Here is a 23365-nt window from a genome sequence, read left to right on the forward strand (position 1 = left end):
GCGCCCCTTGACGAGGCCGGGGAGGGGGCGTACAAAGGGGTAACAGTGTTACCGGGAAGAAACGACGTTACCGATCATGAGTGTGACCGCGTACCAGCAGGCCCAGCAAGAGGGGCAGAGCGTCGTGCGGGCCGTCATCCTCGACGCCGCCAAGCGGCTGCTGATCGGTGAGGGGCCCGCGGCGCTGACGGTGCGGCGGATCTCCGGCGAGGTCGGCTGCTCGACCAAGGTGATCTACACGCTGTTCGGCGGCAAGGACGGGCTCGGTCAGGCGCTCTGGCTGGAAGGGTTCGCCCGGTTCGAGCGCCGGCTGCGGGAGGTCACGCCCACCGGCGACGCCCTCGCCCACCTGGCCGCCGGCGTCGACGCGTACCGGGAGTACGCGCTGGAGGAGCCGGAGTACTACCGGGTGATGTTTCAGGGTGCTTTGTCCGGTTATGTCCCGGATGAAACCGCCAGGGACACCGCGCGGCGCAGTTTCCGGATGCTCGTGAGCGGCGTGCAGCGGTGCCTGGACGAGGGGCGGCTGCGCGGAGGCGCCGCCGCCGAGATCGCCGACATGCTCTGGATGGCCATGCACGGGGCCGTGAGCCTGGAGATCTCCGGCTTCTTCGATCAGGCCGAGGCCGGGCGTCGCTACCGGTCGCTGTGGACCTCGGTGCTCCACCCCTTCCTTCCTCCCGACGAGAGGACCCCATGATGTCCCACCCGTACCGCGGCGGCTTCGCCCCCGTCACCGAGGAGATCACCGCCTTCGACCTGGAGGTGACCGGCAGGCTCCCGGCCGAGCTGAACGGCCGCTACCTGCGCAACGGCCCCAACCCGCTGAGTCTCGACGACCCGTCCTCCTCCCACCTGTTCCTCGGGGAGGGCATGGTCCACGGCGTGCGGCTGCGCGACGGCCGCGCCGAGTGGTACCGCAACCGCTGGGTGCGCAACGCCGCCGTGTCACGGCGGCTCGGCGAGGAGCCGCGCTCCACGCTCACCCACGGCGGCATGGACTTCGCCGCCAACACCCACGTGATCGGCGTCGCCGGGCGCACGCTCGCCACCGTCGAGGCCGGGGCGCTGCCGTACGAGCTGGGCTACGAGCTCGACACCATCGGCCCGTGCGACTTCGACGGCGGCCTGCCCGGCGGCTTCGCCGCGCACACCCACCTGGACCCGGCCACCGGCGAACTGCACGCGATGGCGTACTACTACGGCTGGGAGCACCACCAGCACATCGTGCTCGACGACAAGGGCACGGTGATCCGGACCAGGGACGTCCCGATCGCCGACGCGCCCATGCTGCACGACTTCGCCCTCACCGAGAAGTACGTGGTCATCTACGACCTGCCGGTCACCTTCAGCATGGACCAGGCCCAGCGGGGCGCCCCGATCCCCTACGCCTGGAACCCCGCCCACGGCTCCCGGGTCGGCCTGCTGTCGCGGGCGACCGGCGAGGTGCGCTGGGTGGAGGTGGCGCCGTGCTGGGTCTTCCACACGCTCAACGCCTACGACGACGGCGACCAGGTGGTGGTCGACCTGGTGCGCTACCCCGAGCGGTTCGTGGACGCCCGGCTCGACCTGGGCGGCCTGCCGACGCTGGACCGCTGGCGGATCGACCCGGTCGCGGGCACCGTCACCGAGACGCGGCTGGACGACCGGGCGCAGGAGTTCCCGCGCATGGACGAGCGGCTGACGGGCAGGCCCTACCGCTACGGCTACACCGCGGCCGCCCGGTCACTGAACGACGTGCTCGGCCCCGCCGACACCGAGCTGGAGGACCTGCCCGACGAGGCGTTCGACAACACGCTGATCAAGCAGGACCTGGCGGCCGGCACCCAGCAGTACCGTCAGTTCGGGCGCGACGCGTACGTGGGCGAGCCGGTCTTCGTGCCGTCCGGCGACGCCGAGGACGACGGGTACGTGCTCAGCTTCGTCAACGACCCGGACCGGGGGGCGGCCGACCTGGTGGTCCTGTCGGCGCAGGACTTCACCGGCGCCCCGGTCGCCACCGTCCACCTGCCGGCCCGGGTGCCGCTCGGCTTCCACGGGAGCTGGATCGCCGACTGACGGCCGGCCCGGCGCCCGGCGGTCACCGGCGTCCGGTGGTGGCGCGAGGCGGTAACCTCGTCAGGTTGGGTCAGCACGGGCAGAAGGAGAGCCGTGGCCGGTCTGGTCGTCGCCATGGACGGCCCTTCGGGGTCGGGCAAGTCGAGCGCGTCGCGCGGGGTGGCCCGCGCGCTGGGTCTGCGCTACCTGGACACCGGAGCGCAGTACCGGGCGATGACCTGGTGGATCCTGCGCCAGGGTGTCGACCTCGGCGACCCCGCCGCGATCGCGGCCCGCTGCGGCGAGCCCGAGATCGTCTCCGGCACCGACCCCGGCGGCCCCGCCATCCACGTCGGCGGCGTCGACGTGGCCGGGCCGATCCGGGAGGACGAGGTGACCTCCGCGGTCTCCGCCGTCGCGGCGGTGCCCGAGGTGCGGGCCCGGCTCGTCGCCCTGCAGCGCCGGATCATCGGCGCGGGCGACATCGTGGTCGAGGGCCGTGACATCGGCACCGTCGTCGCCCCCGACGCCCCCGTCAAGATCTACCTGACGGCCAGCCCCGAGGCCCGCGCCCTGCGCCGGTCCGCGGAGCTGGCCGGCACCACGGCGGAGGCGCAGCGGGCGGCCCTGGCCAGGCGCGACACGCTCGACTCGACACGCAAGACGGATCCACTCTCGATGGCGGATGGCGCCGTCGAGCTCGACACCACCGCGCTCAACCTCGACGAGGTGATCGCGGAAGTGTTGAGACTGGTCAAGGAGCGCACCTGAGCGGTGCGGGACTCATGAGGATGACACATCATGTCTACGGGGGATTGGGTCGAGGCTGAGCTCGACGATCTCGAAGTTTCCGGCGACCGCGGCGAAAGCGGGCCGTTGCCGGTGGTGGCCATCGTCGGACGGCCGAATGTCGGCAAGTCCACGCTGGTCAACCGCATCATCGGCCGCCGCGAGGCGGTCGTGGAGGACGTCCCGGGGGTGACCCGTGACCGGGTGACCTACGAGGCCAACTGGCGCGGCCGCCGCTTCACCGTGGTCGACACCGGCGGATGGGACCCCGAGGCCACCGGGATGGGGCTGCGCATCGCCGAGCAGGCGCAGGTCGCGGCCGACCTGGCCGACGTGATCCTGTTCGTGGTCGACGCCACCGTGGGCGCCACCGACGCCGACGAGATCGTCGGCTCCGTGCTGCGCCAGTCGGGCAAGCCCGTCATCCTGGCCGCCAACAAGGTCGACAACCAGCAGGTCGAGCTGGAGGCCGCCGCGCTGTGGTCGCTCGGCCTGGGCGAGCCCCACCCCGTCTCCGCGCTGCACGGCCGCTCCAGCGGCGACCTGCTCGACGTGGTGCTCGACGCGCTGCCCGAGACCCCGCGCGAGAGCTTCTCCGAGGAGCGCGGCCCCTACCGGGTGGCGCTGCTCGGCAAGCCCAACGTCGGCAAGTCCTCGCTGCTCAACAAGCTGGCGGGGGAGGAGCGGGTGCTGGTCGACCCGATGGCCGGCACCACCCGCGACCCCGTCGACGAGCTCATCGAGCTGGGCGGCAGGACGTGGCGCTTCGTCGACACGGCCGGCATCCGCCGGCGCGACCGCGAGCTGCAGGGCGCCGACTTCTACGCCGCCATGCGGACCCGCTCCGCGCTGGAGCGCTCGGAGGTGGCGATCGTGCTCATCGACGCCGGCGAGCCGCTCACCGAGCAGGACCTGCGCATCATCGGCCTGGTGATCGAGTCCGGCCGGGCCATGGTGGTCGCGTTCAACAAGTGGGACCTCGTCGACGAGGACCGCCGCTACTATCTGGAGAAGGAGATCGACCGGCAGCTCGTCCGCACCCCGTGGGCGCTGCGGGTCAACATCTCGGCCAAGACCGGCCGCCACGTCGACCGGCTGGTGCCCGCCCTGGAGCGGGCGCTGGAGTCCTGGGCGACCCGGGTGCCGACGTCCCGGCTCAACGCCTTCCTGACCGAGCTGGTGCAGCAGACGCCGCCCCCGGTGCGCGGCGGCAAGCAGCCGAAGATCCTGTTCGCCACCCAGGCGTCGATCGAGCCGCCCAAGTTCGTGCTGTTCACCTCCGGCTGGCTGGAGGACACCTACCGGCGCTTCATCGAGCGGCGCATCCGCGAGGAGTTCGGCTTCGCCGGCTCGCCGATCGAGGTCACGATGAAGATCAGGGAGAAGCGCCAGAAAAAGGAACGCTGATACCATCGTCGGCAACGCGTCGACGGAGACGAGTAACCGGGGACCACGCGGGCCGAGAGAGCCGCCGATGCTGTGAAGGCGGCCCCGCGCCCCCGGTGAAGACACTCCCGAGTGCGGGGAGGAAATGCCCCGCCGGCCTGACCCCCCGTCACAGGGTCCGAGAGGCCGCCCGGTCCCGGGCGGCGAAAGTGCGGTGGCACCGGGAGCTCCCTTCTCCCCCGCACTCCCAAGGGGTCATACACCTTCCCTTCGAGGAGCTGTCATGATCTCTCGTGTTCTGTCCGCCGAGCTCGCCGAGCACGCCGGGCAACGAGTGACGATCGCCGGCTGGGTCCATCGCCGCCGGCTGCTGAAAACCGTGTCCTTCCTGGTCGTCAGGGACCGTTCGGGGGTGGCCCAGGCGGTCACCGCCGGCGACCTGCCCGCCGAGGAGAGCGTGGTCCGGGTCACCGGCACGGTGACCGCCAACCCGCAGGCGCCCGGCGGCGTCGAACTGGCCGAGCCGGAGATCGAGCTGCTGTCGCGGCCGGTAGAGCCGCCGCCGTTCGACCTGTTCAGGCCCGTGGTGCCGGCGACGCTGCCGACGGTGCTCGACCACGCGCCCGCCGCGCTGCGCCATCCGGTGCTGCGGGCTCCGCTGGAGATCTCGGCCGCGAGCGTGGCCGGGTTCCGGGCCGCGCTGGACCGGCTCGGGTTCACCGAGGTCCACACCCCGAAGATCGTCGCGTCGGCGACCGAGTCCGGCGCGAACGTGTTCGGCATCGACTACTTCGGCCGGCCCGCCTACCTCGCCCAGTCGCCGCAGTTCTACAAGCAGGCGATGGTCGGCGTGTTCGAGCGGGTGTACGAGGCCGGGCCGGTCTTCCGCGCCGAGCCGCACGACACCGTACGCCACCTGGCCCAGTACACCAGCCTCGACGCCGAGCTGGGGTTCGTCCGCGACCACCGGGACGTCATGGCCGTGCTGCGCGAGGCCGTGGCGGGCATGGTCGAGTCGGTGCGCGAGCGCGCCGCCCCGGCCGTGGCCCGGCTCGGCGCGGAGCTGCCCGCCGTCCCCGCCGAGATCCCGGCCGTCCACTTCACCGAGGCGCAGCGGATGACCGGCGAGGACGAGCCCGACCTCTCGCCGGCCCAGGAGCGGTGGCTGTCGGAGTGGGCGTGGAAGGAGCACGGCTCGGAGTTCCTGTTCGTCACCGGCTACCCGATGGCCAAACGGCCCTTCTACACCCATCCCGACCCGGGCAGGCCCGGCTACTCCAACGGCTTCGACCTGCTCTTCCGCGGGCTGGAGCTGGTCACCGGCGGGCAGCGGCTGCACCGGCACGAGGACTACCTGGACGCCCTGGCCGCCCGTGGTGAGAGCGCGGAGCCGTACGAGGCATATCTGCGGACGTTCGCGTACGGGATGCCGCCGCACGGCGGGTTCGCCATCGGCCTGGAGCGGTGGACGGCGCGCCTGACGGGCGCGGCCAACATCCGCCAGGTCACCGCGTTCCCGCGCGACCTGCACCGGCTCACGCCGTAGCCGGCCCTCCCCGCCGTCCGGGCTCGCGGGCGGCGGGGGGTCAGCCGGTACGGGGGAGCGCCAGCACCCGGCGCAGGCCGGGCAGCACGCACAGTCCCGTCACCGTCTGGCTGATCAGCAGCGCGTAACCGACGCCGGTGACGCCCGCGACCGGGAACAGCGCGACCACGGTGGCGAAGACCAGCAGCGTCATGCCGATCTGGACGGTGGCCAGCTTCCCGGCCTCGCTGCGGGCCCGGAGCGTGCCGAGCCGGATCTCCACCAGCGCCATCGGCAGCACCCCGAGAGCCATCAGCCGCAGCAGGGGGGTGCCGGCCTCGGACAGTCCGGGCCCGAACACGCCCAGGATCAGCGGCGCCCCGGCCACCACGACGGCCACCACCGGCCCGACGATCAGGAAGGTGCGGCGCAACGCGTCGCGGGTGGTCCGCGCCAGCCGGCGGGCGTCGAGCGAGCCCTCGACGGTCAGCGACACCGCCATGTTGGCCGCCAGCAGCCCCATCATGCAGCCGAGCGTGTGGGTGACCGAGAAGTAGCCGAACAGCGCGGGGTCGTTGAGCCAGGCGCCGACCATGACCGGCACCAGGTAGAGCACGAGCAGCGTGGACAGGGTGCCGGAGAAGTCGCCGGCCACGAACCGGCCGATCTCGCGCAGCCCCGGCGGGGAGGCGGTCGCGCCGGTGCGGGCGACGTGGCGGGGGATCGCCTCCTTGAAGATCAGCCAGGTGACCGGGACGAGCGCGAGCGCCGTGGGGACCATCCAGGAGACGAAGATGCCGCCGAACAGCCCGCCCACCGGCAGCACGCCGGCCAGCACGACCAGCAGGACCATCTTGCCCAGCCCGAACACCGTGCTGTTGACCGGCACCCACACGGCCTGCCGCAGCCCGGCGAGCACCACGTCCTGCAACGTGAAGATCGTCCACACCAGCACCGCGGCCAGGAACACCACCGCGGGCACGAACCCGGCCAGCTCCCCGTAAGCGGGTCCCCACAGCGGCAGCATCAGCAGGAACCCCAGCGCCGCCAGCACCGCCGTGAGCCCGGCGACCCCGTAGCCGCGCAGCACCAGCCCGCCCGTGCCGTGCCCCGACACCGGGATGAACCTGGCCATCACCCCCACGAAGGCCAGCCCGACGAGCGAGGAGAACAGCCGCATCGCCGTGATCATGAGCTGCCCCTGGCCGAACGCGGCCGGATCGTACAGCCGCACGGCCAGGAACCAGTAGCCCAGCCCGAGCAGCGCCGTGATCGCGGTGTTGGCCATGAGGGCGTAGCCCTGCAGGAAGAGCGGGTCGCGCAGGTCCGCGCGGAGCCGGGCGAGCAGCCCGGACCGGCCGGCGACCTCCCGGGCGTCACTGGTCATCGGGAGGCGGTCCTTCCATCGGCGGGCGGACGCCCAGCCGCTCCAGCAGCGGGATCAGGCGGCGGGCGTCGAGCGGGTCGGCGGGCAGCACGTGGCCCGTCCACCACCGGGCCGCGCCGGGGGTGGGACCGGGAGGGATCATGGTCAGGTAGTCGTCGAGCGGCGGATCGTAGACGAACCCCGGCACGACGCCGCGCGCCTCCAGCTCGGCCACCACCCGGTCGCGCTCCTCCACCAGCAGCGGCACCCGCAGCAGGGGCCGCGCCGGCGCGTCCGTCACCCCCGGGGCGGCCCACGGGGTGGCGCGCAGCGCCTCGACCCCGGCCATCCTGCGCTCCCGCTCCCTGGCGACCGCGCGGATCCGGGAACGGTGCAGGCGCAGCAGGGCCGGCCCCGGCCGCATCCGCCAGTCGTCCAGGTCGATGCGGAGCAGCGGGCCCATCGCGTCCAGATCGCCCGCCGCCTTGGCGACCTCGGCCGCGGTGGTCGGGTAGCGGTGGCCGGTCCACGTCATGAGGCCGAGCCGTTTGAGGGTGTGCCACACGGGCCGCACCAGGCCGGTGCGCTGGACCGCCTCGCGCAGCAGCGGCCGCAGCACGGCCGACAGCCGCGCCCCGGCCGTGCCGGGCAGCAGCAGCGCGTCGCGGGCCGCGGCCAGCTCCGGGAGCGCGGCCTCGTCGGCGGTCGTCAGGAAGCCGCCGGACATGGCCCGCCCGTGCTTGGCCAGGCTGAACACCCCGGCCTCGCCCCACAGTCCGGCCCGGCGGCCGTCCGCCTCCGTCTGGAAGGCGTGCGCGGCGTCGTCCACCAGCACCAGCCCGTGCCGGTCGCAGGCGGCGCGCAGCTCGGCCACCCGGTCGGGCACCCCGTACAGATGCGTGGTCAGCACGCCCGCCAGCCCGGACCAGCCGACCCGGTCCACGTCGATGTTGCCGTCGCGGGCCGACACCGGGGCCATCACCGGCGTCAGCCCGGCCGCCAGCGCGACGAACAGCACGGTCTCGCAGTTCGTCGGCGCGATCAGCACCCGGTCGCCGGGCCGGAACCAGTGGCGCAGCGCCAGCAGCAGCCCGAACCGGGCCGACGGCACGTGGAGGCAGCCCTGGCCGAGCCGCTCGGCCATCAGGGACTCCAGCTCCGCGACGGTGGTCATCACCGGCTCCTGCGGCGGCCGTAGGTCTTGAGCGCGCGGTCGGCCAGCCGGTGGATCGCCGGGGTGCCGAGGACGGCCCGGCGGGCCAGCCGGACCGGCTCGGTGCGCGCCCAGTGCAGACCCGCGCGGCCGGTGCGCCGCCGCACCACCCCCTCGGATATGGGAACGCTCCTGCTGGCGAGGGCCTCCTTGTACTCGTAGCCGGCGCCGACGCTCAGGTCGATCGTCTCCAGCCCGGCCTCCGCGGCCCCCTCGGCCATCCGCAGGTGCTGGATCAGGCCGGGGGAGTACTTGGCGAAGCGGGGATCGTAGGCCGGGAACCAGCCGATCAGGGTCGTGCGGCTGCGCAGCCCGAAATGGCCGGCGACCGGCGTGCCGCCGACGTACAGCATCGACAGCACGCCGCCGAAGTCCTTGCTGTCGACGGCGTGCAGCCGCTCCACCAGCTCCACCACCCACGGCCGGCCGAACCGGTCGGCCCGGCCGTTGCGCCGGTACTGCTCCGACTTCCACGCCCGCAGCAGCCGGAACTCCTCGGCGGAGTCCACCGCGAAGGCGGACGTCACCTCGCCGACGTCGCGGCCGAGCTTGCGCTCCTTGTACTGGGTGCTCTTGAGGAACTTCGGCGACCGCCCGCGCAACTCCCGCAGGTAGGCCGGCCAGCCGTCGGCCAGGTCGAGCACGGCCGCGTCCTGCGTCAGCGTGACGTACGGGTCGAACCACGGCTGCCGCGCCACCAGGCAGCCGAACTCCCACACGTGCAGCCCGCAGGCCCGCAGCAGCGCGGCGGCGTCGAACGAGGCGCCCGGCCGGTGCACCACTCCCTGGCACAGCGACACCCACGCGCCGACGGCCGCTCCGACGCCGGAACGCTCCTCGTACGGGAAGAACCCGGCAATGCCGTCATCGTCGCGGGCCACCGCCACCCGGACCCTGCGGTCGACCTCGCCCATGGCGAGCGTGAAGTCAGGACTGAGGAACGGATTGCCGAGGTGGGACTGCCCCCGTTGCATGTCCCGCCAGGCGTCGATCTCGGACGTGCTCAGCTCACCTGGACGTAAGACACCGACCTCGTACACGAAAGCCCCCTGCTTCTCGATGTGAGGGGAACAGCGTAGCGCCGGCGGGACTGACGGTGAGCCGGGGTTACGCGGGAGGCGGATGCGCTCCGGCACCGCGCGGGAGAAACCACCCCAGAGCCGCCCCGCCCAGGCAGATGACCGCCGTCACCAGGAACATCTCGGTGTACTCGACGTGCAGCGCCGCCTGCACCCTGGCCGTGTACTCGGCGAGCAGCCGGGCGTACTCGGCCGGCTCGACGCCGAACGGCACGGGGGTGTCCAGGTGGGCGGTCAGCGACTGGAAACGGTGGAAGCCCCAGGCCGAGACGGCGGCGATGCCGATGAGCATGCCCATCATCCGGGCCACCACGACCGCCGCCGAGGCCACCCCGTGCTGGGCCGGCGGCGTCACCCGCAGCGCCGCCGCCGACACCGGCGCGATCACCAGGCCCACGCCCAGGCCGGCCACGACCAGCGTGGCGTCCATCGTCAGCCGGGCCTCCGCCAGCTCCAGCGGCCAGCGGCTCATCATCGCGTAACCGGCGGCGGCCACCAGCAGGCCCGCCACCGTGACCGCCCGGCCGCCCAACCGGCGCGTCAGCAGCCCGCCCAGCAGCGCCCCCACCGGCAGCGCGATCAGGAACCTGCCCAGGACCAGCGCCGCCTCCAGCGCCTCAAGGCCGAGCAGCGTCTGCGCGGTGAACTGCACGAACACCATCGTGACCAGCAGCGCGGCCCCGGTCAGGAAGCTCACGCCCAGCGTGGCCAGCAGCGGGCGCCTGGGCACGCCGGTGAGGTCGAGCAGCCGTACGGGCGAGCGCACCTCCCACCAGACGAACACCGCCGCCACCAGGACGCCGGCCCCGATGAGCGGCGGCCCCCACGCGGGCAGCACCGTCGTGGCGGGGTCCGGGTTGTAGAGGCCCACCACCAGCAGACCCAGCGCCAGCGCCAGCAACCCGCCGCCGACCCAGTCCACCCGCACCGCCCCGCCGGACGTCGCATGGCTGAAAGACATCCCGTGGCTGGGGGACGTCGTGACCTGTGTGGAGAGCGCGTCACCGGGCACCGCCGGCGCTTCGGCGACCGTCCCGCGTTCCTGGCCGTCTGCACGGGAATCGAGGGAACGGGCCTGAGCGCCCGCCCCGGTTCGGCCGTGACGGGCGGGATCACCGGAAAGGCCGGGCGTGCCCGCAGGGTGCGGGGCGTCGTCCGGCATGTCTGGGGCGCCCGTGGGGTGGTCCGGCACGCCTGGTGCCGCCGGGGGGCGGGCGGGGATCGCCCACTGGACGGCGAGGGCGGCGGCGAGCGCCAGGGGGACGTTGATCCAGAAGATGGCGTGCCAGCCACCCAGTTCGACTCCGAGCACCGCGAAGCCGGGGATCAGCGCCAGCACCCCGCCGTACACCGGCCCGAGCGCGCTGCCGAGCTCCTGGGCCGCGCCGACAGCCCCCAGCGCCACCGGCCGCTCCCGCTCGCCCCACAGGTCGCCGATGAGCGCCATCGTGATGGGCAGCAGCGCCCCGCCCGCCACTCCTTGGACGGCCCGGCCGGTCACCACCATGATCTCGGACGCCGCCAGCGCCGTCAGCACCGAGCCGAGCGCGAACGCCGCCAGGCAGGCGTGGATGAGCGGCCGTCTGCCGTACCGGTCGGACAGCTGCCCGAGCAGCGGCATGGCGGCCACGTAGCCGAGCAGGAAGCCGGTCACCACGGGCGTGGCCCGTTCCAGCCGGTTGAGCGGGATGCCGAGGTCGGTGGCGATGTCGATGAGGACGGTCACGACCACGTAGGCGTCGAGCGCCGCCAGCAGCACCACCGCGCCGCCGACGCCGAGCGCGACCCGGCGCGCGCGTCTCATCCGGCCGAGGGGGGCGGCGTGACCGTCACCGGGGCGTCGTAGTCGGTCAGCGTGACGCTCACGGTGCCCTGCTGCAGCGGCAGCTCGATCTTGGTCAGCCTGCTGGTGGCCTTGTCGATCCAGATGGTGCCGTTGACCGGCTCCGTGACCCCCGGCACGAGCGTGCCGAGCGTCTGCTCGGAGAACCCGGTGGCCACCCGGTAGCCGCCGCCCTCCTCGGCCTCGACCCGGGGGTCGCCCGCGGACTGGAGCAGCTGGGCGATGCCCTTGGTGGGGTCCAGGATCAGCGACGGGTCGTAGAGCTGCGCCAGCTCCTTGCGGGTGAGCTTCTGGAAACCGCCGGTCGGACCCTTGAAGTGGACGGTGTCACCGATCAGCGCGAACGTGATCTCCTGGAGGCTGCCGAAGACCTCCAGCGTGATCGTGCCGTCGGCGTCGCCCTGCGCCGTGAGCCGGCCGTCGGCCTTCTTGACCGGCACGTTGGGCTTGCCCTCCGTGGCGATCGAGAACGCGGCGGACTTCACCGACCGCATCGCCTCCGCCGCCTTCTTCATCAGGTCGGGGCCCGCGGGCAGCTCCTCGGGGCTCCCGGAGGAGCAGGCCGTCAGGCCGGCGACGAGGAGCACGAGGAGCAGCTTTCTCAGCATGAAGCGGATCGTAGCGAGCGAGGGCGCGCGCCGCGCGCCGCCACCGGTATCGGTTGGATGTCAGCGCAGCTTCTTCAGGTGCTCCACGATCGGGGCGAAGGCGCCTTCCAGCTCGTTGAGCTGGTCGTCGGTCAGCCGGTCGACGAAGTGCTCGCGCACGCCGGCCACGTGGACGGGCGCCACCCGCTGGATCGTGTCCCAGCCCTCGTCGGTCAGCACGGCGAAGGTGCCGCGCCGGTCGTCACGGCAGTCCTCGCGGACGACGAGCCCCTTGGCCTCCATCCGGGAGATCTGGTGGGACAGCCGGCTGCGCGACTGGATGGTGGCGTCGGCCAGGTCGCTCATGCGCATCCGCCGGCCGGCGCTCTCGGACAGGTTGACCAGGATCTCGTAGTCGTTGAGCGACAGAGAGTGCTCCTGCAGCTCCCGGTCGAGGCGGTGCATGAGGAGCTTGTGCAGGGCCAGGTGGGTTCGCCAGGCACGCTGCTCATTGGAGGAAAGCCAGCGAGGCGCGCTCATGATCTCCTATCCGAACACGTCGTGGGCCGAGACGATGGCCACATTCACCAGGTTAGCCGGGGATCGCCGCTCGCCTGGCAGGGGTGTCGGTGATGGCGGCGACCAGGATGTCCGGCTCGGCCCGCCACTCCAGCAGATGGCGGCCCGCCCAGTCGCCGTCGCGGGCGGACAGCTCGTCGAGGGTCAGCTCGCCGCGCTTGATCAGCGCCTCCTTGCGCGCCCACACCCGGATCACGTCCTCGTTGCCGCCGGCCTCCGCCCGCTCTCTGGGAGTGAGCGCCATTCCGGCGAGCAGGCGGTCGAGCGGGCCGGGCGGCACCCGCTCGGCGTCGACCCCGACGCGGCCGTGGCCGGCCGCCGCGCACACGTAGCCGCGGGTGTGGCTCAGGCTGACACCCAGGGTCGTGGCCTCCTCCAGGTACGGCCTGCCGTGGCCGGGGCCGTGCACCTCGCAGTGCTGGGCGAGCGTGAGCCGGTCCGGAGCGACGCCGAGGAACTCGGCCGCGCAGAGGCGGACGAGCAGGTGGGCGGCGACGAACGCGTGGCGGTCGGAGTCGTGCCGGAACCGCAGGGCCCGTTCCCGCTCGGCGGAGGTCAGCCATGTCACGGGAGCGTCGACTTCTTCGGGCCGCCCGCCCATCACCAGCGCCATGTCCGCAACGTACACCCTGACCCAGATTTGCCCATTCATGAACCTGTCGCAAATCCGGCGAATCCTACGATTAACTGACCACCCGCCTATAGCGCGCCCTGGGGGTGCGACATGGTTGAGCTCGTCAGAAGCGGACTCGAAGGGCTGCGCGAGAGCTGCGCGGGGCGCGTCGTCACGCCGCGCGACGCCGGCTACGAGGTCATGCGGAAGGTCTGGAACGGCGCCGTCGACCGCCGTCCCGGCGTGATCGTACGGTGCGCCGGCCCGGAGGACGCCGAGGCGGCGATCACCTTCGCCAGGCAGGAGGACCTGGAGATCTCCGTGCGCGGCGGCGGCCACGGCTTCGGCGGCACGGCCGTGACCGAAGGCGGGGTCATGCTCGACCTGGGCGCCCTGCGGATGATCGACGTCGACGCCGCGAGCCGGTGGGCGTCCTGCGGCGCCGGCGCGACCTGGGCCGACCTCGACGCGGCCACCCAGGTGTACGGGCTGGCGACGCCCGGCGGCACGATCAGTCACACCGGGATCGCCGGACTGACCCTCGGCGGCGGCTTCGGCTGGCTGAGCCGTGAGCACGGGCTGACCGCCGACAACCTGGAGTCGGCCGACGTCGTGCTCGCCGACGGCCGCCAGGTGCACGCCTCGGCGCGCGAGCACGACGACCTGTTCTGGGCGTTGCGGGGCGGCGGCGGCAACTTCGGCGTCGTCACCGCCTTCGCCTTCCGGCTGCACCCGGTCGGGCCGCGGGTGCGGGTGGCGCTGCTGTTCTGGGAGGCCGAGCGGGGCCACGAGGCCGTCGCGGCGATCGACCGGGCCGTGACGACCCTGCCCGGCCGCGTCAGCGCGCTGATCGCGTTCGGGATGAGCGCGCCGGCCGCGCCGTACGTGCCGGAGGAGCACCGCACGCGGCCGGGGCACCTGCTGATCCTGGCCGGGTTCGGGCCGCCCGAGGAGCACGCCTCGGTGGTGGCGGCCCTGGAGGACACGACGCCGCCGCTGTTCTCGCACACCGCGTCGATGCCGTATTCGCGGTTGCAGTCGCTGCTGGACGAGAGCACGCCGTGGGGGGTGGCCGCCTACGAGAAGGCGCTCGACCTGCCGTCGCTCGGGCCTGACGCGATCGCCACCCTGTGCGAGCAGGCGGCCCTGAAGGGGTCGCCGATGTCGTTCCTGCCGGCGTTCCGCCTCGACGGGGCCTTCAGCGCCGTCCCGGACGAGGCCACCGCCTTCGGCGGCAGCCGGGAGCCGCACTACACGATGTCGATCGTCGCGCTCGCCCCCACCGCGGAGGCCCTGGAGGCGGAGTGCGCCTGGGTCCGCGACGCCTGGTCGGCGATGCTCCCGCACGCCCGGGACACCGGCACGTACGTGAACTTCATCGCCGACCAGGACGAGGACCGCGTGCGCGCCTCCTACGGCGGGAAGTACGCCAGACTCGCCGCGATCAAGGCGGAGTACGACCCGGACAACGTCTTCCACCTCAACGCGAACATCGAGCCGGCCGCCGGGTGATCCGTCAGGCCGGCATCCGGGCCAGGACGTAGCCGGGAGTGCCGGGGATCGGGGTGGGCGGCGGCCCGGTGCGCAGCGTGGTGGCGCCCGGAGGCACCGCCGGGCAGCGGGCGCCCCTGGCCGGGACCTCCAGCTCGATCAGGTAGCGGTCGAAGGCCGCCGTCGGGCACTCGCCCATGCCGTAGACACCGTGCCCCCAGCCCTCGTAGGTCAGCAGCCTGGCCTCGTGCCCGATCTGCCGGGCGGCGGCGGTGGCCCACGCGTAGCCGGTGGCCGGGTCGTGCAGGGAGTTGGCGAGCAGCAGCGGCGGCGTGCCGTCGACCCGCAGCCGGTGCTGCGGGTTCGGGATCGGGGCCGGCGTGCCGGCGCAGGTGAGCAGCATGCCGAACGCGAGCGGGCTGAACAGCATGTCCGGCGCGATCTTCGCCGACCGGCGCAGGTGGGCGGCGTACTCACGGTGGTCGCGCACCGGCAGCAGGTAGTCGAGACAGAAGATCCGCGACGGGTCGGCGACCGTCTCCTCCCGAAGGTCGGCCCCGGCCAGGAGCCGGGTCGCGGGCTCGCCGCTCTCCAGCGCCGCCAGGAGCCCGGCCAGCTCGGCGAAGTGCGGGCCGTAGAACGCGGAGAACGCCTGCCGGACGAGGTCGAACACGCCGATCGGCTCGCCCGGCTCGCCGGGTGCGCCGGGCAGGGTCAGCTCGCCCCGTCCGGCCCGCTCCAGCAGCTCGGCCCAGACGGCCCGCACGTCGCGGCCGTGCAGCGCGCACGACTCCGTACGCTCGCACCAGGCGGCGAACTCGTCGAAGGAGTCCTGCGCCGCCCTCGACTCGGTGTCGAGGAAGCCCCGGGTGTCCAGGCTGTGGTCCATGGTGCTGTCGAGCGCCAGCGCCCGCACCCGCCGGGGGAAGCGCTCGGCGTACAGCTGGCCGATCAGGGTCCCGTACGACTTGCCGTAGAAGGTGAGCTGACGGTCGCCGAGCGCCTCGCGCAGGGCGTCGAGGTCACGCACGACGCTGCCGGTGTCGACGTGGTCGAAGAGCGGCCCGGTGCGGGCCCGGCAGTCCTGCCGGTAGCGCTCGTTGTGGGCCAGGAGCGCCGCGAAGTCCGCCTGGTCGCCGATCTCCAGCGGGCCGGGCGCCCGCCGGGCCAGCTCCCGCGAGCACAGGACGGGGTGGCTGCGCCTCACCCCGCGCGGGTCGAAACCGACCACGTCGAACCGGCCGGTCAGCTCCGGGGTGAAGCCGTACTCCTGGATCACGGAGTCCACCCCGGAGCCGCCCGGCCCGCCCGGGTTGATCACCAGCGAGCCGATGCGGGCGCCGGGGCCGGCGGCCTTGCGCCGGGCCACCGCCAGCTCGAACGACGGCCCGTTCGGACGGTCCCAGTCGACGGGCACCGTGAGAGTGCCGCACTCGACGGCCGGGTCCTCGGGGCAGGGGGTCCACGCGATCGGGGTCCCGCCCCCGGGTGCGGTGCCGGCCGCGGCCGGCAGGGCGGGCGCGAGCGGCAGGAGAGCGGTGAGGAGGAGGCTGAGGATCAGGACAGATCTTCGCATGTCGCGTCCCATCGTCGGAGGACCTGATCGTCGGTCAGCTCCTCCGACGGCACCATGGGACCTGGGTACGAACTTCCCCTCATCCTCGGGTATCAGCCGAGCAGGACCGACATCCAGCTCTCCACCTCGTCCGGGTGGCGGGGCAGGGCCGCCGACATCAGCCGCGCCCCGTGGGCCGTGATGACCAGGTCGTCCTCGATGCGGACGCCCAGCCCGCGGAGCTCCTCCGGCAGGGTGAGGTCGTCCGGCTGGAGGTAGAGGCCGGGCTCCACGGTCAGCACCTGCCCCTCCTCCAGCACGCCGTCCAGATACGTCTCGGCCCGCGCCCTGGCGCAGTCGTGCACGTCCAGGCCCAGCATGTGACCGCTGCTGCAGAGCGTGTAACGGCGGTAGAGCCCGCTCTCCATGAGGGCGTCGGGCGAGTCCTTCAGCAGGCCCCACGCGTGCAGGCCCTCGCAGATGACGCGCATGGCGGTCAGGTGGAACTCGCGGAAGCGGACGCCCGGCCGCAGCACCGAGATCGCGGCCGACTGTGCCTCGTAGACCAGCTCGTACACCTGCCGCTGCACCGGGGTGAACCGGCCGGAGAGCGGCAGCGTGCGGGTGACGTCGGCGGTGTAGAGCGTGCCGGTCTCCACTCCCGCGTCCAGCAGCAGCAGGTCGGCAGGGTCGAGCCGGCCGTCGTTGCGGATCCAGTGGAGCACGCACGCGTGCGCGCCGGAGGCCACGATGCTGTCGTAGCCGACCGCGTTGCCCTCCAGCCGGGAGCGCAGCCCGAACACGCCCTCCAGGTAGCGTTCGCCGCGCGGGTGGGCGAGCGCCTGCGGGATGGCGCGCACCACGTCCTCGAAGCCGCGCACGGTCGCGTCGACCGCGGCCTGCAGTTCGCCGACCTCCCACTCGTCCTTGACCAGCCGGGTCTCCGACAGGAAGGTCTCCAGCTCGGCGTCACCGCCGCCCGGCTCGACCGCGGCGTCCACCGCCGCGTCCACCCCGCGCAGCACCCGCGCCGGGCCCTTCAGCTCCAGCTCGCGCAGATGGGCGCAGTCGATCTGGTACAGCTCCGCCGCCTCGGCCAGGTCGGGCCTGCGGCCCACCCAGAACTCGCCGTAGCGGCGGTCGCGGTAGAACTCCTGGCCCTCCTCGCGCGGGGAGCGCGGCCGGGTGTAGAGCGTCGCCCCGCCGGACGGCTCGATCACGAGCACGTCACCCGGCTCGCCCGCTCCGGTCAGGTACGAGAAGGCGCTGTGCGGGCGGAACCGGTAGTCGCTGTCGTTGCTGCGGACCTTGAGCGTCCCCGACGGCACGACCAGCCGCTCGCCGGGGAATCTGCTCGCCAGCGCCGCCCGCCGCTTGGCCGCCCACGGGGCGATCGGCAGCGCCCGCACGCCCGACCGCCGGGTGTCCGCCCAGCCTGTCCGCATGAACGCGGCCAGCTCGTCGGTGATCGGCAGGTCGTGGCTCCCGGTGTTGAGAGGCTCGGTCACAACGGCTCCAGCTGTGGTATTTCACATGGCAAATACGGTCAGCTTACGGTAGTCCTTGACGGCCTCCCACCCCCTTGCTTGCCTGGGACCACGACGGGGTAACTCATAGCAGAGGTGGTGCACATGCTGATCGGGACGATCCTGCGCGGCAAGGGCGGCGAGGTGACGACCGTGGCGCCGGACGCCACCGTCCGTGACCTCCTGGCCAAGCTGGCGGAACACAACATCGGCGCCGTCGTCGTGTCCGCGGACGGCGCCACGATCGACGGGATCGTCTCCGAGCGCGACGTGGTGCGCCGGCTGCACGACCGCGGCGCCGGCATCCTCGGCGAGCCGGTCTCCGCGATCATGACGGCCGACGTGCGAACCGTCGCGCCCGGCGACCGGGTCGACGAACTGCGCAAGACCATGACCACCCACCGGGTCCGCCACATGCCGGTCGTCGACGACGGCCGCCTCGTCGGCATCGTGAGCATCGGCGACGTGGTCAAGAGCGCCATCGACGAGCTGGAGACGGAGAAGGCCTCACTGGTCGACTACCTCCACCGCTGACCGGGGTGGGACGCTGTCCAGGTGATGTACGATCCCCCGCCCGGCTACCCGCGCGCGTCGAACAGCCCGACGATCATCGTGCTCGTCGCCGGGCTGACCGGGGTGCTGGGGTTCCTCATCGGGTTCCTCACCGGGCTGGGGTCGGGCGAGCTGGCGGCCGAGCCGGCCCCCCGGGTCACGGTGACGGTCGAGGAGCGGCCGTCAGACGCCGAGCCGACCGGCGCCGTCCCGTCCGATCCCGCGGCCTCCGACCCCGCTGTGCCCGACCCTGCCGCCTCCGACCCCGCTGTGCCCGACCCCGCGGCCTCCGACCCCGCGTCCGATCCGTTCGCCTCGTCGCCCGCCGCCTCCGCCCCCGCCACGCCGGACCCCGGCGATCCGCTCGCCTCGATGCGCACGCTCGTCGTCGGCGTCGACATCCAGCCCGGCACCTACCGCACCACCGGCCCCGCCGGAGGCACCGGCCAGTGCTACTGGGCCCGGATGAACAGCGCCACCGGCGGCCTCGCCGACGTGATCGACGCCGGCATGCCGACCGGACCGGCCACCGTCACCGTCCTCGCCACCGACAAGAGCTTCCAGACGGCCGGCTGCGCCGAGTGGACCCGAGCCTGACCGGCGGCATCCGGGCCGGGGCCTGTTTGCACAGGTGACGCGCGCGTAGGAGGATGCGCACAGCCCCACGCGAGGAGGAAGACATGTCGGTGTTGCGGAGCTTCGCAGACAGCGTGCGCAGCGGCGCGATCGAGGTCATCGACCTCACCGCCCCCCTGTCGGAGGACACGCCGATCCTCCAGTTGCCCGAGCCGTTCGGCAACACGATCCGGTTCCGGCTGGAGGAGATCAGCCGCTACGACGACCGCGGCCCCGGGTGGTACTGGAACGACATCCACACCGGCGAGCACACCGGCACCCATTTCGACGCCCCCGTCCACTGGGCGACCGGCCGCGACGGCCAGGACGTCTCCCAGGTGCCGGTCACCAGCCTGATCGCGCCCGCCGTGGTGCTCGACTTCAGCGCCGAGGCCCGTAAAGACCCCGACTTCCTCCTGGGGATCGACCACGTCCAGGAGTGGGAACGCGCCAACGGCCCGCTGCCGGAGGGCGGCTGGCTGCTCTACCGCACCGGCTGGGACGCCCGCTCGGGCGACCAGGACACGTTCCTCAACGCCGACGAGACCGGCCCGCACACCCCCGGCATCTCCGTCGAGTGCGCCAGGTGGCTCGCCGAGGAGACCCCCATCCTCGGGGTCGGCGTCGAGACCGTCGGCACCGACGCGGGCGCCGCCCACTCCTTCGACCCGGCCTTCCCCTGCCACGCCTTCCTCCTCGGAGCCGGCAAGTACGGCCTCACCCAGCTGCGCAACCTCGACCGGCTCCCGGTCACCGGCGCGGTCGTGGTGGCCCCGCCGCTCCCCATCCTCGGCGGCTCCGGCAGCCCGGTGCGGGTGCTCGCGCTGGTCGAGCGGTGATCGTCGCCGAGGCCGTCGGCGCGGTCCTCGCCGCCGCGGGCGTACGGGCCGCGTTCGGGGTCGTCGGCAGCGGCAACTTCCACGTCACCAACGCCCTGGCCCGCCACGGCGTGCGCTTCGTCGCCGCCCGCCACGAAGGCGGCGCGGCCACCATGGCCGACGCCTACGCCCGGATGACCGGCGAGGTGGCGGTCGTCTCGGTGCACCAGGGGCCCGGCCTGACCAACGCCGTCACCGGCATCGCCGAGGCCGCCAAGAGCCGCACCCCGCTCGTGGTGCTGGCCGGTGAGGCGACCGACGCGCGCTCCAACTTCCACATCGACCAGGACGCCGCCGTGCGCGCGGTCGGCGCGGTGCCCATGCGGGTCACCGGCCCCGCGCGGGCGCGGCAGGAGACGCTGGAGGCGTTCCGCGTCGCCCGCGACGAGCGCCGCACGGTCGTGCTCAACCTCCCGCTCGACGTCCAGGCCGCCGAGGCGGCGACCCCGGACGAGGAGGGCCTCGACCTGGCCGCCGGGGCGGTGGCCACCCCGGACGGGAAAGGTCTCGACCTGGCCGCAGGGGCGGACGCGGGGCGGAAAGGGCTGGATTCGGCCGTTGAGGGGGAGCGGGGCCGGGAGGAGGGGGTTTCCGCCCCTTCCGCCCTGCCCGCTCCGGCCGTCGCGGAGGTCGAGGCGCTGCGACGGCTGCTCGGCGAGGCGGCGCGGCCGGTGTTCGTCGCCGGGCGCGGCGCCCGTCACGCCCGGCGTGAGCTGGAGGAGCTGGCCGAGCGGACCGGAGCCCTGCTGGCCACCTCGGCCGTGGCCAAGGGGCTGTTCCGCGGCAGCCCCTGGGATCTCGACGTGAGCGGCGGGTTCGCCACGCCGCTCGCCGCCGAGCTGATCCGCGGCGCCGACCTGGTGGTGGGCTGGGGCTGCGCGCTCAACATGTGGACCACCCGCCACGGCTCGCTGATCGGCCCCGGCGCCAAGGTCGCCCAGGTGGACCTGGACCGGGACGTCACCGGCCGGCACGTGTACGCCGACCTGGGCGTCGTCGGCGACGTGGCCGAGGTCGCCCGCGCGCTCACGGATCCGGGCGCCACGCGGTCCGGTTACCGCTCGCCGGAGCTGGCCGGGCGCATCCGGGCCGAGGGCCGCTGGCGCGCGGTCCCGTACCAGGACGAGAGCGGCGGCGGCCGCATCGACCCCCGCACCCTCACCGCCGGGCTCGACGACCTGCTGCCCGCCGAGCGGATCGTGGCGACCGACTCCGGCAACTTCATGGGCTACCCGGCGATGTTCCTGGACGTGCCCGACGAGCAGGGGTTCTGCTTCACCCAGGCGTTCCAGGCGATCGGGCTCGGGCTCGCGACCGCCATCGGCGCCGCCGTGGCCAGGCCCGACCGGCTGCCGGTCGCGGCCCTCGGCGACGGCGGCGCGTTCATGGGGATCGCCGAGCTGGAGACCGTCGTCAGGCTCGGGCTGCCCATGGTGGTCGTGGTCTACGACGACGAGGCCTACGGCGCGGAGGTGCACCACTTCGGCCCGCACGGCCATCCCCTGGAGACGGTCCGGTTCCCGCCCGCCGACCTGGCCGCCATCGCGCGCGGGTACGGGTTCGCGGCCGTGACCGTCACCCGGGCGGACGACCTGGCGGGCGTGGCCGACTGGATCGGGGGCCCGCGCGACCGGCCTCTGCTGGTGCACGCCAAGGTCACCGGCGAGCGCCCCGCCTGGTGGCTGGAGGAGGCGTTCAAGGGCCACTAGTCAGAGCTTGCGGTAGGTGCGGGCCTCCTCGGCGGCGGACAGCACCCCCGCCAGCGCGGCCCCGCCGCCGGCCGCGACGGCCGCCGCGATCGCGCCTTCGACGAACGGCACGTCCGCCAGCACGACCCGGCCCGGCTGCTCCATCAGGCGGGCGGTGAGCACCGCGCTGCCCAGGTCGGGGATGAGCAGCACGCCGTCGCCCTGGTCGACCTCGCGCACCGCCGCCTCGATGCGGTCCATGCTGACGCCGAGCCCGCCGTCGTCGTCGCCGCCGGCCGCCGCGACCGGGGTCTCGCGGCCGGCGATGCCGCGGGTCAGCTCCACCGCCGCCGCGGCCAGCCCCGCGCTGTGGGAGACGAGGACCACGCCCACCATTACGCCGCCGCCTCCGCCAGCGCCGCCACGATCAACGCCGAGGACGCCGCCCCGGGATCCTCGTGGCCGATGCTGCGCTCGCCCAGGTAGCTCGCGCGGCCCTTGCGGGCGCGCAGCGGGATCGTCGCCTTCGCGCCCTCCTCGGCCGCGCGCGCCGCTCGTTCGAACGCCTTGCGCTCGTCGGCGCCCTCCTGGACGGCCTGCGTCAGGGCGCGGGCGGCCGGAGCCAGGGCGTCGATCATGGTCTTGTCGCCCTGGGCGGCCTTGCCCAGCCGCTCCACCGCCAGCACCCCCGACTCGAACGCCGCCGCGAACCCGGCCGGCGTCGCCGGCGCGTCCAGGGACTTGCCCAGCTGCCGGAAGAACGACCCGTACAGGGGGCCGGAGGCGCCGCCCACCCGGCGGATCAGCGTCGTGCCCGCGGACACCAGCACCTGCGCGGGCGAGGTCGGCGGCCACTCCGTCAGCGCCTGGCCCACCTCGGTGAAGCCGCGGTCGAGGTTGGCGCCGTGGTCGGCGTCGCCGATCGCGGCGTCCAGGCCGGTGAGCCGGTCGCGGTGCAGCCGGACCGTCCCGGCCGCCAGCGTCATCCAGGCCAGGAAGAAGTCGGTGCCCAGCATCCCGGACATCAGCGCCCCCACCGCAGGCCGGGGGTCTCCACCGGGGCGTCCCACAGCCGGGTCAGCTCGTCGTCCAGGCGGCAGACCGTCACCGAGAAGCCCTGCATGTCGAGGCTCGTCACGTAGTCGCCGACCAGCGAGCGCGCCACCCGCGCGCCCTTGCCCCTGACGAACGCGTCGACCTCGGCGAACACCACGTACAGCTCGATCAGCGGGGTGCCGCCCATGCCGTTGACCAGGACCAGCAGGTCGCCCCGGAGCGGCAGGTCGCCGTGGATCGCCTCCATGGCGGTGGCGGCCAGCTCACGCGCGGTGGCCATCGGCGCGCGCGCCCTGCCGGGCTCGCCGTGGATGCCGATGCCGAGCTCCACCTGGTCGTCCGGCAGGTCGAAGGTGGGCTTGCCGGCTGCGGGCGTCACGCACGAGGTGAGGGCGACGCCGAAGGAGCGGCTGCGCTCGTCGACCTCACGGGCCGTGCGCGCCACCTCCTCCAGCGGGGCGCCCTGCTCGGCCAGCGCCCCGGCGATCTTCTCCACGAACAGGGTCGCCCCGGTGCCGCGCCGGCCGGCCGTGTAGAGGGAATCCCGCACCGCCACGTCGTCGTCGACCAGCACGCTCTCCACCCGGACGTCGTCGCACAGCTCGGCGGCCATCTCGAAGTTCAGCACGTCGCCGGTGTAGTTCTTGACGACGTGCAGCACGCCAGCGCCGCCGTCGACCCCCCTGGTCGCCTCGATGATCTGGTCGGGTACGGGGGAGGTGAAGATCTCACCGGGGCAGGCGGCGTCGAGCATGCCGTGGCCCACGAAGGCGGCGTGCAGCGGCTCGTGCCCCGATCCGCCGCCGGAGACCAGGCCCACCTTGCCGGGGCGGGGACCCTCCGCCCGGTAGACCACGCGGTCGCGGACCCGCAGCGAGGGATGCGCCGCGGCCAGCCCGTCGAGCGCGTCCTCGACCACGGACTCGGCCGTGTTGATGAGCTTCTTCATGGTCAGAACATCTGCCCGTTTTCGCCTGGAGGCAAGCA

22 protein-coding genes are annotated in these 23365 nt (G+C 73.5%); 10 read left to right on the forward strand and 12 right to left on the reverse strand.

Annotated elements, in window-relative coordinates; translation table 11 throughout:
• Positions 1-76 precede the first annotated feature (76 nt).
• The 5 genes from ACQEUU_RS17305 (at position 77) to aspS (ending at position 5758) form a co-directional block, all read left to right on the forward strand.
• Positions 77-700 carry a TetR/AcrR family transcriptional regulator gene (locus ACQEUU_RS17305; protein ID WP_433066973.1) on the forward strand — a complete coding sequence of 208 codons (624 nt, stop codon included), beginning with the start codon at positions 77-79 and terminating at the stop codon, positions 698-700.
• The gene (locus tag ACQEUU_RS17310) at positions 700-2058 is read left to right on the forward strand and encodes a carotenoid oxygenase family protein (protein ID WP_433066976.1); all 1359 of its coding nucleotides are present in this window, start codon (positions 700-702) and stop codon (positions 2056-2058) included. The genes ACQEUU_RS17305 and ACQEUU_RS17310 overlap by 1 nt, the downstream gene beginning before the upstream one ends.
• 93 nt (positions 2059-2151) lie before the next feature.
• On the forward strand, positions 2152-2808 hold the full coding sequence (gene cmk / locus ACQEUU_RS17315) for a (d)CMP kinase (RefSeq protein WP_433066978.1): 657 nt from the start codon (positions 2152-2154) through the stop codon (positions 2806-2808).
• 30 nt (positions 2809-2838) lie between these two features.
• Positions 2839-4233 (forward strand): ribosome biogenesis GTPase Der, encoded by a 1395-nt coding sequence (gene der, locus ACQEUU_RS17320; RefSeq protein ID WP_433066980.1) that lies wholly within the window; start codon positions 2839-2841, stop codon positions 4231-4233.
• A gap of 262 nt (positions 4234-4495) precedes the next feature.
• Entirely contained in the window at positions 4496-5758 is a 1263-nt protein-coding gene (gene aspS / locus ACQEUU_RS17325) for an aspartate--tRNA(Asn) ligase (protein WP_433066983.1), read from the forward strand.
• Between the two features lie 40 nt (positions 5759-5798).
• Here the strand turns inward: aspS and ACQEUU_RS17330 are convergent, their stop codons facing one another.
• From ACQEUU_RS17330 to ACQEUU_RS17360, 7 genes are all read right to left on the reverse strand, one after another.
• Positions 5799-7124, reverse strand: coding sequence for a lipopolysaccharide biosynthesis protein (locus tag ACQEUU_RS17330; RefSeq protein WP_433066986.1), 1326 nt, complete (start codon positions 7122-7124; stop codon positions 5799-5801).
• The gene (locus ACQEUU_RS17335; RefSeq protein ID WP_433066989.1) at positions 7114-8277 is read right to left on the reverse strand and encodes a DegT/DnrJ/EryC1/StrS family aminotransferase; all 1164 of its coding nucleotides are present in this window, start codon (positions 8275-8277) and stop codon (positions 7114-7116) included. Before ACQEUU_RS17335 ends, ACQEUU_RS17330 begins: the two co-directional genes overlap by 11 nt.
• Positions 8277-9356 carry a GNAT family N-acetyltransferase gene (locus ACQEUU_RS17340; protein WP_433066991.1) on the reverse strand — a complete coding sequence of 360 codons (1080 nt, stop codon included), beginning with the start codon at positions 9354-9356 and terminating at the stop codon, positions 8277-8279. The genes ACQEUU_RS17335 and ACQEUU_RS17340 overlap by 1 nt, the downstream gene beginning before the upstream one ends.
• A 67-nt stretch (positions 9357-9423) precedes the next feature.
• Entirely contained in the window at positions 9424-11199 is a 1776-nt protein-coding gene (locus ACQEUU_RS17345; protein WP_433066994.1) for an MFS transporter, read from the reverse strand.
• Positions 11196-11846 carry an LppX_LprAFG lipoprotein gene (locus ACQEUU_RS17350; RefSeq protein WP_433066997.1) on the reverse strand — a complete coding sequence of 217 codons (651 nt, stop codon included), beginning with the start codon at positions 11844-11846 and terminating at the stop codon, positions 11196-11198. Before ACQEUU_RS17350 ends, ACQEUU_RS17345 begins: the two co-directional genes overlap by 4 nt.
• A 60-nt stretch (positions 11847-11906) precedes the next feature.
• Entirely contained in the window at positions 11907-12365 is a 459-nt protein-coding gene (locus ACQEUU_RS17355; RefSeq protein WP_270157884.1) for a MarR family winged helix-turn-helix transcriptional regulator, read from the reverse strand.
• A 52-nt stretch (positions 12366-12417) separates the two neighbouring features.
• On the reverse strand, positions 12418-13017 hold the full coding sequence (locus tag ACQEUU_RS17360; RefSeq protein WP_433067000.1) for a 4'-phosphopantetheinyl transferase family protein: 600 nt from the start codon (positions 13015-13017) through the stop codon (positions 12418-12420).
• A gap of 111 nt (positions 13018-13128) precedes the next feature.
• Between ACQEUU_RS17360 and ACQEUU_RS17365 the strand changes: the two genes are divergently transcribed.
• Positions 13129-14529 (forward strand): FAD-binding oxidoreductase, encoded by a 1401-nt coding sequence (locus tag ACQEUU_RS17365; RefSeq protein ID WP_433067002.1) that lies wholly within the window; start codon positions 13129-13131, stop codon positions 14527-14529.
• Positions 14530-14533: 4 nt separating this feature from the next.
• Here the strand turns inward: ACQEUU_RS17365 and ACQEUU_RS17370 are convergent, their stop codons facing one another.
• Both ACQEUU_RS17370 and ACQEUU_RS17375 read right to left on the reverse strand, forming a co-directional pair.
• Positions 14534-16084 (reverse strand): alpha/beta hydrolase, encoded by a 1551-nt coding sequence (locus ACQEUU_RS17370; RefSeq protein WP_433067005.1) that lies wholly within the window; start codon positions 16082-16084, stop codon positions 14534-14536.
• A 92-nt stretch (positions 16085-16176) separates the two neighbouring features.
• On the reverse strand, positions 16177-17571 hold the full coding sequence (locus ACQEUU_RS17375) for an aminopeptidase P family protein (RefSeq protein ID WP_433067008.1): 1395 nt from the start codon (positions 17569-17571) through the stop codon (positions 16177-16179).
• Between the two features lie 123 nt (positions 17572-17694).
• Here ACQEUU_RS17375 and ACQEUU_RS17380 point away from each other — a divergent pair, with 123 nt between their 5' ends.
• The 4 genes from ACQEUU_RS17380 (at position 17695) to ACQEUU_RS17395 (ending at position 21343) form a co-directional block, all read left to right on the forward strand.
• Positions 17695-18123, forward strand: coding sequence for a CBS domain-containing protein (locus tag ACQEUU_RS17380; protein WP_433067011.1), 429 nt, complete (start codon positions 17695-17697; stop codon positions 18121-18123).
• 21 nt (positions 18124-18144) lie between these two features.
• The gene (locus ACQEUU_RS17385; protein WP_433067013.1) at positions 18145-18738 is read left to right on the forward strand and encodes a hypothetical protein; all 594 of its coding nucleotides are present in this window, start codon (positions 18145-18147) and stop codon (positions 18736-18738) included.
• A gap of 83 nt (positions 18739-18821) precedes the next feature.
• Positions 18822-19595, forward strand: coding sequence for a cyclase family protein (locus ACQEUU_RS17390; RefSeq protein WP_433067015.1), 774 nt, complete (start codon positions 18822-18824; stop codon positions 19593-19595).
• Positions 19592-21343 (forward strand): thiamine pyrophosphate-binding protein, encoded by a 1752-nt coding sequence (locus ACQEUU_RS17395; RefSeq protein ID WP_433067017.1) that lies wholly within the window; start codon positions 19592-19594, stop codon positions 21341-21343. Before ACQEUU_RS17390 ends, ACQEUU_RS17395 begins: the two co-directional genes overlap by 4 nt.
• On the opposite strand, the gene ACQEUU_RS17400 is transcribed toward ACQEUU_RS17395, so the two are convergent.
• Genes ACQEUU_RS17400 through dhaK form a run of 3 tightly spaced genes read right to left on the reverse strand, consistent with a single transcriptional unit; the run spans position 21344 to position 23327 of the window.
• The gene (locus tag ACQEUU_RS17400) at positions 21344-21718 is read right to left on the reverse strand and encodes a PTS-dependent dihydroxyacetone kinase phosphotransferase subunit DhaM (protein WP_433067019.1); all 375 of its coding nucleotides are present in this window, start codon (positions 21716-21718) and stop codon (positions 21344-21346) included.
• The gene (gene dhaL / locus ACQEUU_RS17405) at positions 21718-22347 is read right to left on the reverse strand and encodes a dihydroxyacetone kinase subunit DhaL (RefSeq protein WP_433067022.1); all 630 of its coding nucleotides are present in this window, start codon (positions 22345-22347) and stop codon (positions 21718-21720) included. The genes ACQEUU_RS17400 and dhaL overlap by 1 nt, the downstream gene beginning before the upstream one ends.
• Complete coding sequence (gene dhaK, locus ACQEUU_RS17410; RefSeq protein ID WP_433067024.1) at positions 22347-23327, reverse strand: dihydroxyacetone kinase subunit DhaK; 981 nt, start codon at positions 23325-23327, stop codon at positions 22347-22349. The genes dhaL and dhaK overlap by 1 nt, the downstream gene beginning before the upstream one ends.
• Between the last annotated feature and the right edge of the window lie 38 nt (positions 23328-23365).

It is taken from the genome of Nonomuraea sp. CA-218870 (assembly GCF_050936535.1).
Taxonomy (GTDB): Bacteria; Actinomycetota; Actinomycetes; order Streptosporangiales; family Streptosporangiaceae; genus Nonomuraea; species Nonomuraea corallina.